This window comes from Pseudomonas sp. TKO26 (genome assembly GCF_003225665.1).
Lineage (GTDB): Bacteria > Pseudomonadota > Gammaproteobacteria > Pseudomonadales > Pseudomonadaceae > Aquipseudomonas > Aquipseudomonas saponiphila.
On sequence record NZ_QKLN01000003.1, the window covers coordinates 211,073 to 226,826 of the forward strand.

The 15,754-nt window shown below is 62.9% G+C and carries 16 protein-coding genes; 6 read left to right on the top strand and 10 right to left on the bottom strand.

Annotation, left to right across the window (positions count from 1 at the left end; genetic code table 11):
* Positions 1–38: 38 nt before the first annotated feature.
* Positions 39–956, bottom strand: a complete 918-nt coding sequence (locus DNK59_RS06275; RefSeq protein WP_110722626.1) for a LysR substrate-binding domain-containing protein — start codon at positions 954–956, stop codon at positions 39–41.
* Between the two features lie 293 nt (positions 957–1,249).
* Here DNK59_RS06275 and DNK59_RS06280 point away from each other — a divergent pair, with 293 nt between their 5' ends.
* A complete protein-coding gene (locus tag DNK59_RS06280) occupies positions 1,250–2,833 on the top strand; it encodes an amidohydrolase (protein ID WP_110722627.1) in 1,584 nt (527 codons plus the stop codon).
* Between the two features lie 369 nt (positions 2,834–3,202).
* Here DNK59_RS06280 and DNK59_RS06285 read toward each other — a convergent pair whose 3' ends face one another.
* The 6 genes from DNK59_RS06285 to DNK59_RS06310 all read right to left on the bottom strand — a co-directional run bounded on the left by DNK59_RS06285 (position 3,203) and on the right by DNK59_RS06310 (position 9,275).
* Positions 3,203–4,834 (bottom strand): FAD-binding protein, encoded by a 1,632-nt coding sequence (locus tag DNK59_RS06285; protein WP_110722628.1) that lies wholly within the window; start codon positions 4,832–4,834, stop codon positions 3,203–3,205.
* A gap of 192 nt (positions 4,835–5,026) precedes the next feature.
* Positions 5,027–6,238, bottom strand: coding sequence for a methyltransferase (locus DNK59_RS06290; protein WP_110722629.1), 1,212 nt, complete (start codon positions 6,236–6,238; stop codon positions 5,027–5,029).
* Positions 6,239–6,288: 50 nt separating this feature from the next.
* A complete protein-coding gene (locus DNK59_RS06295) occupies positions 6,289–6,978 on the bottom strand; it encodes an ABC transporter permease (RefSeq protein ID WP_060837084.1) in 690 nt (229 codons plus the stop codon).
* Positions 6,978–7,670, bottom strand: coding sequence for an ABC transporter permease (locus tag DNK59_RS06300; protein WP_092318718.1), 693 nt, complete (start codon positions 7,668–7,670; stop codon positions 6,978–6,980). Before DNK59_RS06300 ends, DNK59_RS06295 begins: the two co-directional genes overlap by 1 nt.
* 65 nt (positions 7,671–7,735) lie before the next feature.
* A complete protein-coding gene (locus tag DNK59_RS06305) occupies positions 7,736–8,488 on the bottom strand; it encodes an ABC transporter substrate-binding protein (RefSeq protein WP_025128410.1) in 753 nt (250 codons plus the stop codon).
* Positions 8,489–8,501: 13 nt separating this feature from the next.
* Positions 8,502–9,275 carry an ABC transporter ATP-binding protein gene (locus DNK59_RS06310; protein ID WP_092318720.1) on the bottom strand — a complete coding sequence of 258 codons (774 nt, stop codon included), beginning with the start codon at positions 9,273–9,275 and terminating at the stop codon, positions 8,502–8,504.
* 565 nt (positions 9,276–9,840) lie between these two features.
* Here DNK59_RS06310 and gabP point away from each other — a divergent pair.
* Together gabP and DNK59_RS06320 are read left to right on the top strand one after the other, a co-directional pair.
* Positions 9,841–11,232, top strand: coding sequence for a GABA permease (gene gabP / locus DNK59_RS06315; RefSeq protein WP_110722630.1), 1,392 nt, complete (start codon positions 9,841–9,843; stop codon positions 11,230–11,232).
* Positions 11,233–11,617: 385 nt separating this feature from the next.
* Positions 11,618–11,938: a hypothetical protein gene (locus tag DNK59_RS06320; protein ID WP_092318725.1), complete on the top strand. Its 321-nt coding sequence runs from the start codon at positions 11,618–11,620 to the stop codon at positions 11,936–11,938.
* An 82-nt stretch (positions 11,939–12,020) separates the two neighbouring features.
* Here DNK59_RS06320 and DNK59_RS06325 read toward each other — a convergent pair whose 3' ends face one another.
* From DNK59_RS06325 to DNK59_RS06335, 3 genes are all read right to left on the bottom strand, one after another.
* Positions 12,021–12,431 carry a hypothetical protein gene (locus tag DNK59_RS06325; RefSeq protein ID WP_092318727.1) on the bottom strand — a complete coding sequence of 137 codons (411 nt, stop codon included), beginning with the start codon at positions 12,429–12,431 and terminating at the stop codon, positions 12,021–12,023.
* Positions 12,432–12,556: 125 nt separating this feature from the next.
* The gene (locus tag DNK59_RS06330) at positions 12,557–13,525 is read right to left on the bottom strand and encodes an alpha/beta fold hydrolase (protein WP_110722631.1); all 969 of its coding nucleotides are present in this window, start codon (positions 13,523–13,525) and stop codon (positions 12,557–12,559) included.
* A gap of 48 nt (positions 13,526–13,573) precedes the next feature.
* Positions 13,574–13,903, bottom strand: a complete 330-nt coding sequence (locus DNK59_RS06335) for a hypothetical protein (RefSeq protein ID WP_092318731.1) — start codon at positions 13,901–13,903, stop codon at positions 13,574–13,576.
* A gap of 122 nt (positions 13,904–14,025) precedes the next feature.
* Between DNK59_RS06335 and DNK59_RS06340 the strand changes: the two genes are divergently transcribed.
* The 3 genes from DNK59_RS06340 to DNK59_RS06350 all read left to right on the top strand — a co-directional run bounded on the left by DNK59_RS06340 (position 14,026) and on the right by DNK59_RS06350 (position 15,701).
* Positions 14,026–14,346 (top strand): isochorismate lyase, encoded by a 321-nt coding sequence (locus tag DNK59_RS06340; RefSeq protein ID WP_110722632.1) that lies wholly within the window; start codon positions 14,026–14,028, stop codon positions 14,344–14,346.
* Positions 14,347–14,402: 56 nt separating this feature from the next.
* Complete coding sequence (locus tag DNK59_RS06345) at positions 14,403–14,984, top strand: hypothetical protein (RefSeq protein WP_110722633.1); 582 nt, start codon at positions 14,403–14,405, stop codon at positions 14,982–14,984.
* Positions 14,985–15,242: 258 nt separating this feature from the next.
* Positions 15,243–15,701: a hypothetical protein gene (locus DNK59_RS06350; RefSeq protein WP_092318737.1), complete on the top strand. Its 459-nt coding sequence runs from the start codon at positions 15,243–15,245 to the stop codon at positions 15,699–15,701.
* The last annotated feature ends 53 nt before the right edge of the window (positions 15,702–15,754 follow it).

The following is a 15,754-nucleotide window of genomic DNA, read 5'->3' on the forward strand; positions in this document are numbered from 1 at the left end:
CCTCATTGGTGAGTGAAATTTCCCATTCGACCCGGCTTTCAAGGCTCGATCGGCGAGCTGTCGCTGATGCTTTGGGCACTGAGCTGCAGCTGGTTTTTCAGCCACTCGCTGAAGGCCTGGACCGCTGGTCGCTCGGCCTTGGCCGGATCGAGCACCAGGAAGTAACCGCGCAAGGCGCTGATGCTGATGTCGAATGGGCGCACCAGCAGGCCCCGGGCCAGGGCATCGCCACTGAGCAGGTTGTCGCCAATGGCCACGCCCTGGGCGGCGATGCAGGCTGACTGCGCGCAATGGGCGTCGGAGAAGGTGATGCCGCGGTCGGGGTTGACCTGGCTGGCGCCTGCGGCCGCCAGCCAGACCCGCCAGTCGCTGGTGTCGCTCATGTGGATCAACGGAAAGTCCTTGAGGTCCAGCGGGCTCTTCAGGCCGCCGATGGCGTTGATCAGACGCGGGCTGCACACCGGCGAGAAGCGCAGGGTGACGATCTGCTCCACCAGCAACCCCGGCCAGTCGCCGATGCCGTAGGCAATGAACAGATCAGCCTCGGCGTCGCTGGTGTCGTCCTGGGCGCGCGGGCTGACCACCTGCAATTGCACCTGGGGATATTGGCGCAGGAAGCCGTTGATGTGGTTGCACAGCCAGAAACTGGCGAAGCCCGGATTGCAGCTGATGCGCAATTTGCCCGACACCGCCTGGCCGTCGAAACGCCGTCCGGCGTCCTGGATATCGGCCAGGATGCGCCGCACTTCCCGGGCATAGCACTCGCCCTGATAAGTCAGGCCGATGCCGCGCCCCACCCGTTCGGTGAGGGCAAAACCCAGGCTCTGCTCCAGGCTGATGATCTGGTGGCTGATGGCGCTGCGGGTCAGGCTCAACTGCTGGGCCGCAGCGGTCACGCTACCGAGCCGGGCCACGGCGTCGAGGGCGCGCAGGGCGGTGATCGAGGGATAACGCATACAACCTCCGAATCAAGCAAACCTGTGTACGACGGCCCCAGGCAGGGCACCGAGGTGCGGCTGGCCGCGTCGCAGTATGGGCTGCGACGGCAGCGTATTGGTCAATTTTCTTTGACATAGCTGGCGAAAAAATTCGATTGATGTCGCAGCCGCTTCACCAATACTGGACCTCGATCCGGGCTGCAATCGACCGGACCATCCCTATAACAACAAGAGGTCCTGCAGGTCTTGCGCGGGCGCCAAGGCGTCTGGGCAGCGGCCGGCCGGAACCTGGATAATCAGGAGTGCCGCACATGTCCCGCTACAAAGCATTCGCTCTCGATTGGGTTGAACGTCACCGCCAGCAACTGTCGGACTGGCACCAGATCATCTGGCATTACGCCGAGCCGGCGTTCCGTGAATACAAGTCCAGCGCCTGGTATGTGCAGTTGCTGGAAGCCGAGGGCTTCACCGTCGAACGCGCCAGCGGCGGCATGCCCACGGCTTTCTGCGCCACCTTCACCCAGGGCCGGGGCCCGCTGCTGGCCACCTACGGCGAGTACGATGCGGTGCCCGGCAACTGCCAGGCGGCCACCACCCGCAAGCAGCCGCGCGATGGCCTGTCGCGCTTCGCCCCGGGGCACACCGACCCGCACTCGGCCCTGGGCATCAGCGCCCTCGGTGGGGCCCTGGCGGCCAAGGCGACCATGGTGGAGTTCGGCCTGCAGGGCAGCATCAGGTTCTTCGGCGAGCCGGCAGAAAAGCTGCGCGCCTCCAAACCGGTCCACGCCGCCAAGGGCTACTACGACGACCTCGATGCCGCCATCAGCTTCCACCCCACCTACATGCTGCCGTTGAACAACACCACCACCTGGGACACGCACTGCGGCATCGCCTACGCCTACATCTACAGCTTCACCTGCGAGGACCCGCAGAACTGGATCGCCGCCGATCGCTACAGTCCGATCCCGCAGAACCATCTGGCGGCCCGGGCCCCGGGGGCCAACGATGCCCTGGTGCATTTCTACACCCTCAACGAAAGCCTGCGCCGCTCGACCCTGCCGTTCACCGGCCTGTGGAGCTACAACGAAGCGATCCTCACCGCCGGTCAGGCCACCGCCGACAACCTGCCGCCGCACCTGTCGCAGATCCAGTACCTGCTGCGTTGCGACTCCATCGAGCAGGCCGAAACCATCTCCCAGGTGATGGACAACAACGCCGCGGCGGCGGCCATGGCCACCGGTTGTCGCTGGAAAAAGACCTGGGTCTGCAAGTCCCGGGGCGGCCTGCCCAATCACGTCATGGCCCAGGCCACCTATGACAACCTGGCAGCGGTCGGCGCTCCTCGGTGGGATGAGGAGGCTCGGGAAATCGCCCGCGAGATCCAGCGCAACCTCGGCCTGGAAGCCATGGACCAGCCCTTCCTGCCGGCCACCGAAGAACTGATCGAGCCCCGGGAATGCGAGCGTCAGATGCGTCTGCAGATGCCTGCCTGGCAGAACTACCTGACCTCCGACGACTACCCTGAATACACTTGGCACTGCCCGACCGTGCGCCTGCTGGTGGCCCGGCCGATGCTCAGCGCGCCGCCGGGGACGGTCTATCCGGACTGGGTGTCCAACGCCCTGGGCGGTATTCGCCAGACCATCGACCCGATGATCGAGGTGGCGGCCAAGACCATTGCCGCGACCCTGGTGGACCTGCTGACCGATGAAGCGCTGCTTGGCGCGGCCAAGGCCGAGTTCCTCGAGCGTACCGGCGGTGGTATTGGCGGCAGTCGCTGGCAGGCGCCGCTGCTGCCCAAGGATTTCCAGGTGCCCCATGATTTTCGCTGGCCGGAGTACATCTGCACCGCCCGGGGCGAGGAGTGGTGGATTCCGGCACGGGCGGATGAGTAGGGGGAGCCACTGACAGGCCCTTGCCCGAGGTCGCTCCCAGGCTTATGCCCATTCGCTCAAGTGTTTATGCACAACGGATGGGCTGCCGGGGCGAGAAACCGCCGGATTTGTGCAGTTGTTCTCATCTTTTTGCAACTGGCTGTTTTTTCGGGATTTTATTGTATGAACAAAAAATGACCAGTTGCGGATTGCGCTTGCGCGTCCTGCAATCCCTGGCCTTCTCAAGATTCCATCAACAGACTTATCCACAGGTTGCGACGCCCTGTCGCAGAGGCGTGCAGCCTGCTCGTCAAGCCGATGGCGCGGGCCGCCGGAAGGCTTGATCGAGCACGCTGTGGTCATGCCGGTGCGGTGTGTCGAGGCCGGAACCTACTCGGTCCTTGTGGGCGCAATGGACAGTTCATGACGAAACAGGTTGTGCGGGTCAATGGCGGCTTTGAGGTTGGAAAGCCTGGTGATGAGCTCGCTATTCCAGCCGTAGTACAGGTTCAGCCAGTTGGGGTCTAGCGCGCCGGTGTCGGTGTACTTCATGTCGACATCGGGGTAGTTGATGTAGCAGCCATCGTAGGCGGGTCTTTGCGGCTTGCCGCCGTGCACGGCAGTGAAGATGTTGCGAATCCAGGCCAACTGCACCGCGTCATCGGCGGCATGAGTCCAATAGGTCTGGTATTGGGCTTTGAGCAGCGAGCTGCGTTGAGGAACAGCGGTGGTGCCCATGCCCTTCTTGTTGATGGCCCCGCCGTAGGAGTCGATCTGCACCAGCGACTGGCTGAAGCGTTTGTCTGGAGTGGCTTCGGTCAAGTGCGTCAGCAATGCGTTGCAGGCCTGCTCGGAGAACTGTTCGACCTGATAGTCGGACTTGTATTTGCCCCGCTGGTTGTTGCCCGAGCCGTTGATCATTTGCGTGACGTACAGCCAGTCCATCGCCGTGTGTTGAGCCGCAGCCCCTTTGAACTTCCTGCCCGCATGCGGGTGCCTGAGCGGGGCAATGTTGGGCGCGATGAAACCGTCATGCAGGGTCGGCGTCAGGCCCGCCGCGGCGTTCATCTTGTTGATGAAGTCGTTGAGCGGTATGTCGTTGGCGCCGCCGACCCGGCCATTGGGGCCGGTGTACTGGATTGCCAGCACCACGTGGTCGGAGGTGTCCACGTGGTTGAGTTTCAACAGGGTGAACAAGCCGCCGTTGCCAATGCCCTCCACCGTGCTGGTTGCAGCGGCGTCGTTATCGGCGAACCACTGCCAATAAGTTCGCAGGAAGTTCGAGAAGTTGGGAATCAGCTCTTTCCACGGGTAGGCCAGGGGAATCCAATAGGCTTTTTGCGGGGCTTGGGGCAGTTGGTCGAAGTAGTAGCCGATGATGATGCCGAAGTTGCCCCCGCCGGCTCCGCAACAGGCGGTGAACAATGCCTTGTCTTTGTCTGATGGGCTGTCCGCGCGAACATGCCGGAACTCCAGTTGCCGCGAGTTTTCCACAGGCACAAGAATGTCGACGCCGGTGACCCAGTCCACGGTCAAGCCCTGCAGGCGCGATAACAACCCATAACCGCCGCCGCTGATATGCCCGCCCACGCCGACCGAATAACACGAGCCGCCCGGAATGGTGCGCCCGGCCTGCTTGTACAGCGACAGGTAGCCGTCCCAGTTCTGGTTGCCGGTCAAGGTCATGAATCGATACTTGTTGTTCCGGCTGTCCCAGGGAGAAGTGATGGAGGGGCTCTCGTCGTATTTCAGGCCTTTCATTTCCCCCAGGTCGATAATCGCCAGGCTTTCTGTCTCGCCGCTCAACTTGTTGGATACAAAGCCCTCGTAGCAGTGGCCGCCACTGCGCACCGTGATGCGATAGCCCTCACGCAGTGCGCTATTGGCTGCCGCCAGGACCTCATCGGGGGTTGTACAGACATAAATCCGCTGTGCGCCCTGTTCGACACTGGGCGGCCAGCGCAGGTTGAAGCCCTTTTGCAGGGTTTCATAAGTGTGGGCCTGGTGGTCTATGACGTTCATGGATAACTCCCTGTAAGTGATGGTGAACCTGGCGACTTCCTGTCGAAAAATGACCGCCCTGTTGCGCCGGATCGGTTGCCCGAGTGCTGCTTGTGGCCGGCACGCCTAGAGACTAGTAGCAGTCACGAACTTGGTTTTTCTTTCGTGGGGGTGAGCGCAACCGGCAAGGGGCGGGGCAGGCCCAACGGCGGGTTATCGGCGTTCTGCCAGCAACAGCAGATTGCGCGGGGTCAAGGCGGCCTCGCAGAAGGTTCCCAGGCGCACGGCATAGCCCTGCTCTTGCAGTAACAGCGCCCGGTCCAGCACCAGCCACAACTCCAGCGGGCGGCGGAACAGGCCGCGCAGCAGTTCCAGGTTGCGCACCTGGGCCAGGCGCTGCCAGCCGGCGGCTTCAAGGGCCGCCCAATCCTGGCAATCGACTGTGGATAAGTCCTTGAGGGCGGCGAGGTGGCGGCAGTAGTCGGCGAACGGTTCGTCCAGCCAGTGGCTGGGCAGAGAGGGCGTGGGCAGGTATTGGTCGATGCCCCGCACTTGTCGTTGCAGCAGGTCGAAGGCCAGGCGCCGGGCCATGGAGGCGTCGCGCTGGCGCCGCACCCGGGCGCCAGCGGTGACGGTTTCGCTCATGGGCAGGGCCAGGTCTTCCAGGGACAGTTGCAGGCGCGAGGCCTGGGCCGCTGTGGATAAGCCCTGGTAGTGGCTGGCGCGGGTGCGGTTGTAGCAGCAGGGGGCAATGGCCAACTGTGGACAACCCTGCTGGCTGGCCAGCTGGATCAGGCGCACATGCAGATCGCCGCAGGCATGCAGGGCCACCGGGGTGCATTGCAGGTTCAGGTGCGAGGCGGCGTCTGCCGCCAGCACATCCTGCTGTACATGGCGGGCGGGCAGGCCGTGGTGTCGGCTCAGTTGCTCGCCGCTGGCCACCAGCGCCGGGTCGTATTCCAGGCAGGTCAGTTGCTGCCCGGCTTGCAGCAGGCGCCGGCCGAGGTGGCCCTTGCCGGAGCACCAGTCGAGCCAGTGAGTGGGTGTGCGGTGGAATTGCAGGCTGGCGGTGAAGGCTTCGATCTGTTGCCATTTGCGCCCGGGCACATCGACATTGAGGCGCGGGTGCAGCGCCGGCCCAGCTGCGGCGGGCAGTTCAGCCACGGTGCCGAGTATCCGGGAGCGCTCCGCCAGCTGGGCAAAAGGAGCCGGCGCCTGCAGTTGCTCCGGCTGGTTGTGGGCCGCTTCGGCGTCTTCCAGGGAGCGTTGGCGCAGCCACTGGGCCAGTTCGGGATGGGCTGTTTCCCACGGCAGTTGCAGGTGGGTGAAGGGGCGCGGGCGCCAGAGCGCCTGGTGTTCAAGCAGGAAGCCGTCCAGGGCCTGGAAACGATCGAGCAGCGCGGGGCCTTGGAGGATCGAGGGCATGGGCGGCGAGTCCGGGGCAGGCCCGCTCCCTGGCGGGAGCGGGGGGAAGATCAGCGTCCCTGGCAGGCGTCGACCCGCAGCCAGCGTTCCAGTTGGCGGAAGGCCTGGACCAGGATGAACGACATCAGCAGGTAGAACACCCCGGCGGTGAAGAACATGTCCACCGTCAGGTAGTTGCGGGCAATGATGGTGCGCGCCATGCCGGTCAGTTCCAGCAGGGTCACGGTGCTGGCCAGGGAGCTGGCCTTGAGCATCAGGATCACTTCGTTGCTGTAGGCCGGCAGGCCGATGCGCGCCGCCCGCGGCAGGATGATGTAGAACAGCGCCTTGGGCCGGGACATGCCCAGGGCCCGTGCTGCTTCGATCTCACCGGGGGGAATGGCCTGGATCGCGCCGCGCAGGATCTCGGCGATGTAGGCCGCGGTGTGCAGGGTCATGGTGGCGGTAGCGCACCAGAACGGGTCGCGCAGGTAGGGCCACATGAAGCTCTCGCGCACCGCATCGAACTGCGCCAGGCCGTAATACACCAGGAACAGCTGCACCAGCAGCGGCGTGCCGCGAAAGAAGAAGATGTAGGCGTAAGGCAGGGCGCGCACGTACCAGAGCTTGGACGAGCGGGCGATGCCCAGCGGGATGGCCAGCAGCAGGCCGAGAATCACGGCGATGCCTACCAGTTCCAGGGTCAGCGTGGCGCCCTGGATGAACTTCGGCAGCCATTTGTAGATGACTTCCCATTCCATTACGTCGTCCTCACAAAGCCGCGGGCGGCGCGTTTTTCCAGGAAGTGCATGCCGATCATGGACAGCACGGTCAGGCCCAGGTACATGACGGCCGCAACCATGTAGAAGGTGAACGGGTGCCGGGCGAAGGTCACGGCGTTCTGCGCCTGGCGCATGATTTCTTCAAGGCCGATCACCGACACCAGGGCGGTGTCCTTCATCAGGATCATGAACAGGTTGCCCAGGCCCGGCAGGGCGATGCGCCACATCTGCGGCAGGATCAGGCGGCTGAAAATCCGCCATCTGGAAAGGCCCAGCGCGACGCCGGCTTCGCGGTGGCCCTTGGGAATGGCCAGGATCGCGCCACGAAACACTTCCGTGGCATAGGCACCGAAGCACAGGCCGAGGGCGATCACCCCGGCAACGAACGGGCTGAGGGCCAGGTCGGGGTTGCCGAATTGCTCTCCCAGCGCGTTCATCATGTTCACCGTGCCCAGGTAGATCAGCAGCACCCACAGCAGTTCCGGGACGCCGCGCACGATGGTCGAATAGGTTTCGCCAAGCCAGCGCAGTGGCTTGTACGGGGAAGTCTTGGCCAAGGCGCCGAGCAGGCCGAGCACCAGTCCCAGGCATAACGCCGAGAGGGCCAGCTTGACGGTCATCAGCGCGCCGGCGGCGAGCACCGGGCCGAATCCGAAGAGATCGATATTCATGGGGTCTGGATGGCTTTGCTAAGGACCGGCGCCCAGGGGGCGGGCACCGGTCAGGCAAGTCAGTATCAATAGATGCTGAACGGGAAGTACTTGTCGTTGATCTTCTTGTAGGTGCCGTCGGCCACGATTTCCTTCAGGGCGGCGTTCAGCTTCTCGCGCAGAGGATCTTTCTTGCGCACGGCAATCCCGATCTTGTCGCTTTCTACCATCGGCTCGCCCTTGAACTCATAAGGCTTGCCGGCGTCGCTCTTGAGCCACTCGTAGTTGACGTACTTGTCGGCCAGGATCGCGTCCAGGCGGCCGGAGGTCAGGTCCAGGTAGGCGTTTTCCTGGGTGTCGTAGAGCTTGATGGTGATGTCGTCGCCCAGGTTGTCTTCCAGCCAGGTGCCGGCCAGGGTCGCCCGTTGCGCGCCGATGATCTTGCCCTTGAGCGAGGCCTTGTCGGTCTTGAACTCGGTCTTGGCCTTGGGCGCGATGAACTGCAGCTTGTTGGAGTAGTACGGGTCGGTGAAGTCCACCGCCTGCTTGCGCTCGTCGGTGATCGACAGCGAAGAAATCAGGAAGTCGAATTTCTTCGCGTTCAGGGCCGGGATGATGCCGTCCCAGTCGGAGGTGACCACGGTGCATTCGACTTTCATCTTGGCGCACAGGGCGTCGCCGATGTCCTTGTCGAAGCCGACCACTTGGCCGCTGGCATCCTTGTTGTTGAACGGTGGGTAGGCGGCCTCGATCCCCATTTTCAGGGTCTCGGCGGCAGCGCTGGCGCTGAATGCCAGGGTGACGGCAGCGGCCAGGAGGATTTTCTTATAGCTCTGCATGCGTGTAGCTCCGTTAGCGGTTGCTGGACATGAATTGTTTGCAGCGTGCCGAAAGCGGGTTCTCGAAGACCTGCTGTGGCGATCCCTGCTCCTCGATCAGGCCCTGGTGAAGGAACACCACTTCACTGGAAACCTGGCGGGCAAAGCTCATTTCATGGGTGACCAGCAGCATGGTACGGCCTTCTTCGGCCAGGGCGCGGATCACGTTGAGGACTTCCTGGACCATTTCCGGGTCCAGGGCCGAGGTCGGTTCGTCGAACAGGATGACCTTGGGTTGCATCGCCAGGGTGCGGGCGATGGCGGCGCGTTGCTGCTGGCCGCCGGACAGCTGGGCCGGGTAAGCGTGGCGCTTGTCGGCGATACCGACCTTGGCCAGCAGCGCCTCGGCCACTTCAGTGGCCTCGGCCTTGCTCTGGCCCAGCACCCGACGCGGCGCCTCGATGATGTTGTCGAGCACGCTCATGTGGGGCCAGAGATTGAAATTCTGGAACACGAAGCCGATTTCGCTGCGCAGGCGGTTGATCTGCTTGCCGTCGGCGGCCACCAGCTCGCCGTTTTTCGCGGCCTTGAGCTTGAGCTCTTCGCCGGCCACCAGGATCTGCCCCTGGTGCGGGTTTTCCAGCAGGTTGATGCAACGCAGGAAAGTGGATTTGCCGGAGCCGGAGGAACCCAGGATCGATATCACGTCACCGTCGCGTGCGGTCAGCGAAATACCCTTGAGTACCTCCTGAGAGCCGTAGCGTTTGTGCAAGTTGCGGATTTCAAGCGCGGGCGTGGCCTCAGCCATGTGCGGTCCTCATAGAGTTCATTGTGCTCCTGCTGTTGGCGGCCTTCCTGGCGAGGCGCCAAGCTAGCATAGGGTTCCAAGCGCAGCCAACAGCGCTACCGGAGGTAAACAGACGGCGTGTGGCAGGTTGTCGCATCAGCACAGAAGACTGTCGCCCCATCAACAACCGAACGCCCGTTTGAACCCGGAATCCGCCTGGAATCCGGTAGGTGTCGCGTAAAAAAAGGCGCGATGGTGCCAGCTTTGGCCGGGTGTTGGAAGGGTTAACGGGCCAAAGGTCATGGATCCGCCCTCTAATTGTGCATCGGGCACTTTCGGGGTGTGTTTCTGGTGCGCGGTTTCGTCCTACAAAGTGAGTCGGCCAGTAACGAAATGGCGAAATGCCATTGAACTCAATGACTTGAGATTCCCGCCGGTCGGTTCGCCAAGCCTTGTTCCCCGGGACTCTGTAACATTTTGGCGCAAATCTTGCGTGCGAAATAAAGAACGCCCCGTTGAATTCTTTTTACGAGAACGAATGCCGACCGGGTGGAGTGACTCTTTTTTCGTTGCAAAGGTGCTTTTCATGAGCGGTACGCAACTCTCCAATGACCTCGAACAGGGGCTCAAACCACGGCATGTGACCATGCTGTCGATTGCCGGCGTGATCGGCGCGGGTCTCTTCGTCGGCTCCGGCCACGCCATCGCCGAAGCCGGCCCGGCCGTTCTCCTGGCCTATGCCGCTGCCGGCACCCTGGTGGTGCTGGTCATGCGCATGCTGGCGGAAATGGCCGTCGCCTCGCCGGACACCGGATCGTTTTCGACCTACGCCGATCGGGCCATCGGCCACTGGGCCGGCTTCACCATCGGTTGGCTGTACTGGTGGTTCTGGGTGTTGGTGATCCCGCTGGAGGCCAACGCCGCCGCGACCATCCTGCATGCCTGGTTCCCCAACGTGGCGATCTGGGTCTTCACCCTGGTGATCACCCTGCTGCTGACCGCCACCAACCTGTTCAGCGTGAAGAACTATGGCGAGTTCGAGTTCTGGTTCGCCCTGATCAAGGTAGTGGCCATCATCGGTTTCGTGATCCTTGGCCTGGCGGCCATTTGCGGCTTGCTGCCCAACAGTCAGGTCAGCGGTGTCTCGCATCTGGTGGACACTCATGGCTTCATGCCCAATGGCTTGGGCGCGGTGTTGGCGGCCATGCTGACCACCATGTTCTCCTTCATGGGCACCGAGATCGTCACCATCGCCGCGGCGGAATCCCACAACCCGGGCAAGCAGATCTCCAAGGCCACCAACTCGGTGATCTGGCGGATCGGCCTGTTCTACCTGGTGTCGATCTTCATCGTCGTGGCCCTGGTGCCGTGGAACGACCCGAGCCTGGCCCAGGTCGGTTCCTACCAGACCGTGCTTGACCGCATGGGCATCCCCAACGCCAAGCTGATCGTCGATCTGGTGGTACTGGTGGCGGTGACCAGCTGCCTGAACTCGGCGCTCTACACTGCCTCGCGCATGCTGTTCTCCCTGGGCAAGCGTGGCGACGCCCCGGCCGCGGCCAAGCGCACCAACGCCAGCGGCACGCCTTACTGGGCGGTGATCCTGTCCACCGCGGCGGCCTTCCTGGCAGTGTTCGCCAACTATGTGGCTCCGGCAGCGGTGTTCGAGTTCCTGCTGGCCAGTTCCGGTGCCATTGCCTTGCTGGTGTACCTGGTGATTGCCGTGTCGCAACTGCGCATGCGCCAGAAGCGCGTGGCCGCTGGCGAGAAGATCGCCTTCCGCATGTGGCTGTTCCCGGGCCTGACCTACGCGGTGATTGTGTTCATCGTGGCGATCCTGGGCATCATGCTGTTCCAGGAAGAGCACCGGGTGGAGATCCTCGCCACCGGCCTGCTGAGCATCCTGGTGATTGCCGCCGGCCTGCTGGTGGCTCGTCGGCGCAAGATCGAGGGTAAGGCGGCCCTGGTACTGAACTGACGGTTTGACGCTTTGCCATACAAAAAGGCCGCCGTCAGCATTGACCGCGGCCTTTTTTATCGGATTTGTGAATTGTTACCTGGCGTTTCGTGGACAGCCCGCTGGTGAAATAGTAGCCTGCGCGCTCTTCGATAAGAGCTCTTGCGTGCCTGCGTGAGAGGAGCTATGGAATAGCGCTGTCATGTCAGGGATTGAACGCTTGTCGGGACTCCGAATCCGTCTTCCGCTTCCCACCCCCTGATTCATCCGCGCCGACCCATGCTCCTGATTGTCCGCACTTGCCTACGGCATGGCTGACGGTCCCGGCTCGAAGAATGAGCATTCAGGGTCCAATGGCGATCGCCCGGTCGTTGGTTCCTCAAAATGGGGCGGCAAGGAGACGCGCATGGCGTTCACTAAAATCATCTTCAAAAACCCGAACACCGGAGCCATCAAGGAAGCGCCAGTTGGTTTCTCCTGGACCGTGTTCTTCTTCGGTTTCATCCCGGCCCTGTTCCGCGCTGACTGGAAATGGGCGGCCATCATGTTCCTGCTGTCGATGTTCACTTTCGGCCTGAGCAACCTGGTGTTCATGTTCATGTACAACAAGCTGTACGTGCGCGACCTGATCGGCGCAGGCTTCAAGGCCCAGTCCATCGCCAGCGGCGACCTGAACTTCGCCAGCTCGCGCATCGGCATGGAAATCCCTCGGCTGGAAGCGGCCTGAGTCTCGGCCCGGCTTTTTCAGCGTGAAACAAAAAGGGCGCATTCATTGCTGAATGCGCCCTTTTTTAATGCCTGTCTGCGGCTCAGCCCTGGTTGCTGAACAGCGCTTGGGACGCGGCCATGTAGTCGTTGCGGAAGGCTTCGGACTCGATCCACTCCAGCGCTGCCGCCTCGTCGGCCTCGGTGGACCAGTTGCGGTACTCGATCAGCGCCGCAAGGATGAAGTCCGTGGCGCCTTCGTCGCCCTCCTGCTCATACACCAGCTCCAGCAACGGGTCCGAGAGGAACACCGTGCACATGGCCTGCAGGCTGGTTTTCTCGGCGTCGCGCATTTTCACGAACAGCTCGGTCAGGTCCACCGACTCGAAGTCGATGCGGCTGTCGTTGGGGTCCAGTTCCAGTTCCGAGGTGGGGGCTGTGCGCTTGGCGCGGTTTTGCTTGGCCTTGGTTTTCGCCCGCTGGGCCCTTTTGTGTTGCTTGTTCGCAGATGCCATGGGCGCCTTACCTTGATGCTGGGAGGTGTATCGCGTGGGTCGCCGGCCAGCGGCGACCTTTTCAGGCGGCCAAGGATGCCAGCAAATCGAGGCTGGAGCACCTGCCGCCGGGCGAGCGGGGCGGCTCAGGCGCGCGGTACTACCCGTCCCGGGCAGCTGGTGTCGAGCTCGCCGTGGCGCAGCCAGCCCAGGATGATGGGCCAGAGCCGGGTGTCGAAACGGCTATGGAAAAAGGCGAAATGCCCGATCTCGGTTTCGCCGATATCCTGCGGGGCGATGCGCAAGTGGGTGCGCGGACTGTTGCTGAAGTAAGCCAGCAGGCGCTCGATGGCCGCCACCGTGCCGAAGGGGTCGTCGCTGAGGCTGATGGCGAGCACGGCGGCGCTGACCTGGGTGAAGGGCTGGCCATTGCGCTTTGCGGCGAGCCTGCGGCCGCTGGGCCGGCCTTCATAGCGTGGGTGCGGGGTGGCCCAGTCGCGGACCACGCCGGCGGGTGTGTCCTCCATCCAGCCCAGGCGCTTGCCGGGGAAGTAGCCATACAGGCGGGTCAGCAGGGGCATCAGCACGTGCCATTTGCCCAGCATGCGCCAGCGCAGCCCGGGCGCGTAGTCGCACCAGTAGGCGAACTGTGCGCCCATGGTCGCCACGCGGCGGATCGCCCCGGCGGAGGCTGCCAGGCCCACGGCGCAGCCGCCGAAGCTGTGGCCCACCACATCGATCGGCTGCCCGGGAAATTCGCGCCGGGCCCGTTGCAGCATGGCTTCGAAATCCAGCGCGCCCCAATCGGACCAGGACGCCTTGAGCCCCTTGAGCGAGGCCGGACGCGACTCGCCGATGCCGCGATAGTCATAGGTCATCACATCGAAGCCATTGGCGAACAGGTAGTCGGCGAAGCGCAAGTAGTAGCGGCAGCGCACCGAGGTGGCGGCGTTGATGATCACCACCGGCCTGCTCGGATCGGCTTGCGGGTGACGCCAGGCAAAACCGCCAAGCACAAAGCCATCCGCCGCCGGTTCGCTGAAGGTTTCGCTGGGGCCTGGGCGGGCAGCGGCGAGGCGGGTGGCAGGCAGGTCGGGAGGAGACAGCAGGGACATGGGCGCTTGTTCCTGGGCGGCTGCACCGTGCCGGATTGGCATTCGGCATCAGCGATGTTTTTTTTGTGCGCCCATTAATACCCGGCCGATCCACAGCGCGGCAACGGCCAGTGCACCCAGCAACAGGGTGCCGGCGCCTTGCCAGAGCAGCTCGAAATAGAACTGGGTGGGCTGTTGTACCAGGCTGTAGGCGAGTTTCGGTCCGGCGCGGTTGCGGGTGACGATTAGGCCGTCCAATACCGCGCTGACTAGCGTCCAGCCCAACAGGGTCGTTGCTGCCAGCAGCACGCCGCCGAACAGCAGGAATATCCAGGCGCCCCTGCCGGTCTTTGCGGGCGCGGGGTGGGGCAGGCGTACCCGGGTTCTTTTCTGGTTCACGCGAGCAGGTCCTTGGCAGTCGAATGGGCGCGAGTTCGCAACTTTACTCCGATGCGCTGCCATGGGAATAATCCGGACCCGGTCGAAGCCGGGTATCCCTGGACGTCGATGGAGCCTTGAGCATGGAAGTGAAGCAACAGATGAGCCCGGAACAATGCCAGGGCATGGAAGATATCCGCCGGGAGATCGACACCCTGGATCGGGCGGTCATTGCCCTGCTGGGCGCGCGCTTCAAGTACGTGCTGGCGGCCTCGAAGTTCAAGACCTCGGCGGCCACCGTAAGGGCCGAGGAACGCTTCAAGGCGATGCTCGCCACCCGCCGCCAATGGGCCGAGGCCGAAGGCCTGAGCGCGGATGCCATCGAGAAGCTGTACAGCGATCTGGTGCAGCACTTTATTGCCGAGGAGATGAAGCATTGGCAGGCGGCGCAGGCGCCTGCTTGAGCTTGTAGGCCGGCGTATGCTGGCGACCTTTTTTTGATCGATCAGGAACGACAACCATGCAATTTCGCTCACGGACAGGGCTGGCGCTGGCGGCGCTATTGGCAGCGACCGGGCAGGTACAGGCGAGCGAGCCTTCCTCGGTGTATCTGCGTTGCAGCATGACCCCCGAGCAGTACGCCAAGGCCATGGCTGCGCCGCCACGCCCGGCGATTTCCTACAGCGATTGGCAGAAGTGGTTCGACAGCAAGGACATGTACGGCTCGGCCCGGGTCGGTGCCGAGTGGTTGCAGGACTCCGGTGCGAAGAGCCTGCAGGAAGTGGCGCAGATGTGGACGGGAGCGGGCGGTACTTCTCGCTATGACCCACAGACCGGCCGCTGGCAGTTCGCCCTGCTGGAGTTCACCGACAACTATGGCGAGATGATCCAGCTGCTGGCGCCGCTGCGCAGCGTTGCCCCTTACTGCCAGCCCGATTCCGACAGTTTCCTGCTGATCTATTCCTACATCTGGGGTGATGGCGATAACGCCTACCTGACCCTCGATAAGCAGCGCAGCCGATTTGCCGATAAGCCCACCAAGGCCCAGCGTGCCGAGGCCGATGCGGCGCTCAAGGTGTTGATGGACGCCAGTTCGCAGTGACGAAGTGACTGGGCGGGCAAGGTATCCGAGTTGGCGAGCCTAGATTCCTTTGGTTAAAGGCTTCACGCCGAATCGATCTAAACCGCTCTCTGTCGCGGCATACACTGAAAACAGGAGCTGCAAGCGCAAGGCCGCTTGCCTGAGAGAGGCTGGTCATTCAGAGACAGTAGGGGAGACCCAGTCACCGCCATCCTGGGGCTGAAGATATGGCGGTGATGTTCTGTTCACCGGTTCGAGACGAACCCGGGAGTGGTCATCATGAAATCCTTTCCTGTGAGTGTCATATCCGGCGTTGTGGCGGTGTTGTTGTCAGTGACGCCACTTGGCCTGCAGTCCGCCAGCATCAGCAGCGAGCCGATCGATCCGGCCGGCGTGCAGTTGGAGCCGCAACAGCAGAATGGCATCACCTACCTTTGCGGCGGTATCGGCCTGGACGAGTCGCGGGCTATCCAGCTGGTCAAGGGTTACAACCTGCACATGATCTTTTCCGTGGGACCGCAAAACCAATACACCTCGGATATCGATGTGGCGATTCAGAACCTGCAAGGGCGGTCGGTGCTGAACCTGAACCAGGTGGGCCCGTTCGTCTATGTGCAGTTGCCGGCCGGAAAATACCAGGTCGTCACCACTCGCAACGGGCATGCGCAACACAGCATGGTCGATACGCGAATGGCTGCCACGCGTGACCTCAACCTTCACTGGAGTGACGCCTACTGAGTGAAGGCAGGGGTGTTGCCCGGCGTTGAGCGGGGACAATGCCCAATTCCAGG

Coding starts and splice junctions, on each gene's coding strand:
- DNK59_RS06275 (WP_110722626.1), bottom strand. CDS start 956: ATGCGTTATCCCTCGATCACCGCCCTGCGCGCCCTCGACGCCGTGGCC.
- DNK59_RS06280 (WP_110722627.1), top strand. CDS start 1,250: ATGTCCCGCTACAAAGCATTCGCTCTCGATTGGGTTGAACGTCACCGC.
- DNK59_RS06285 (WP_110722628.1), bottom strand. CDS start 4,834: ATGAACGTCATAGACCACCAGGCCCACACTTATGAAACCCTGCAAAAG.
- DNK59_RS06290 (WP_110722629.1), bottom strand. CDS start 6,238: ATGCCCTCGATCCTCCAAGGCCCCGCGCTGCTCGATCGTTTCCAGGCC.
- DNK59_RS06295 (WP_060837084.1), bottom strand. CDS start 6,978: ATGGAATGGGAAGTCATCTACAAATGGCTGCCGAAGTTCATCCAGGGC.
- DNK59_RS06300 (WP_092318718.1), bottom strand. CDS start 7,670: ATGAATATCGATCTCTTCGGATTCGGCCCGGTGCTCGCCGCCGGCGCG.
- DNK59_RS06305 (WP_025128410.1), bottom strand. CDS start 8,488: ATGCAGAGCTATAAGAAAATCCTCCTGGCCGCTGCCGTCACCCTGGCA.
- DNK59_RS06310 (WP_092318720.1), bottom strand. CDS start 9,275: ATGGCTGAGGCCACGCCCGCGCTTGAAATCCGCAACTTGCACAAACGC.
- gabP (WP_110722630.1), top strand. CDS start 9,841: ATGAGCGGTACGCAACTCTCCAATGACCTCGAACAGGGGCTCAAACCA.
- DNK59_RS06320 (WP_092318725.1), top strand. CDS start 11,618: ATGGCGTTCACTAAAATCATCTTCAAAAACCCGAACACCGGAGCCATC.
- DNK59_RS06325 (WP_092318727.1), bottom strand. CDS start 12,431: ATGGCATCTGCGAACAAGCAACACAAAAGGGCCCAGCGGGCGAAAACC.
- DNK59_RS06330 (WP_110722631.1), bottom strand. CDS start 13,525: ATGTCCCTGCTGTCTCCTCCCGACCTGCCTGCCACCCGCCTCGCCGCT.
- DNK59_RS06340 (WP_110722632.1), top strand. CDS start 14,026: ATGGAAGTGAAGCAACAGATGAGCCCGGAACAATGCCAGGGCATGGAA.
- DNK59_RS06345 (WP_110722633.1), top strand. CDS start 14,403: ATGCAATTTCGCTCACGGACAGGGCTGGCGCTGGCGGCGCTATTGGCA.
- DNK59_RS06350 (WP_092318737.1), top strand. CDS start 15,243: ATGAAATCCTTTCCTGTGAGTGTCATATCCGGCGTTGTGGCGGTGTTG.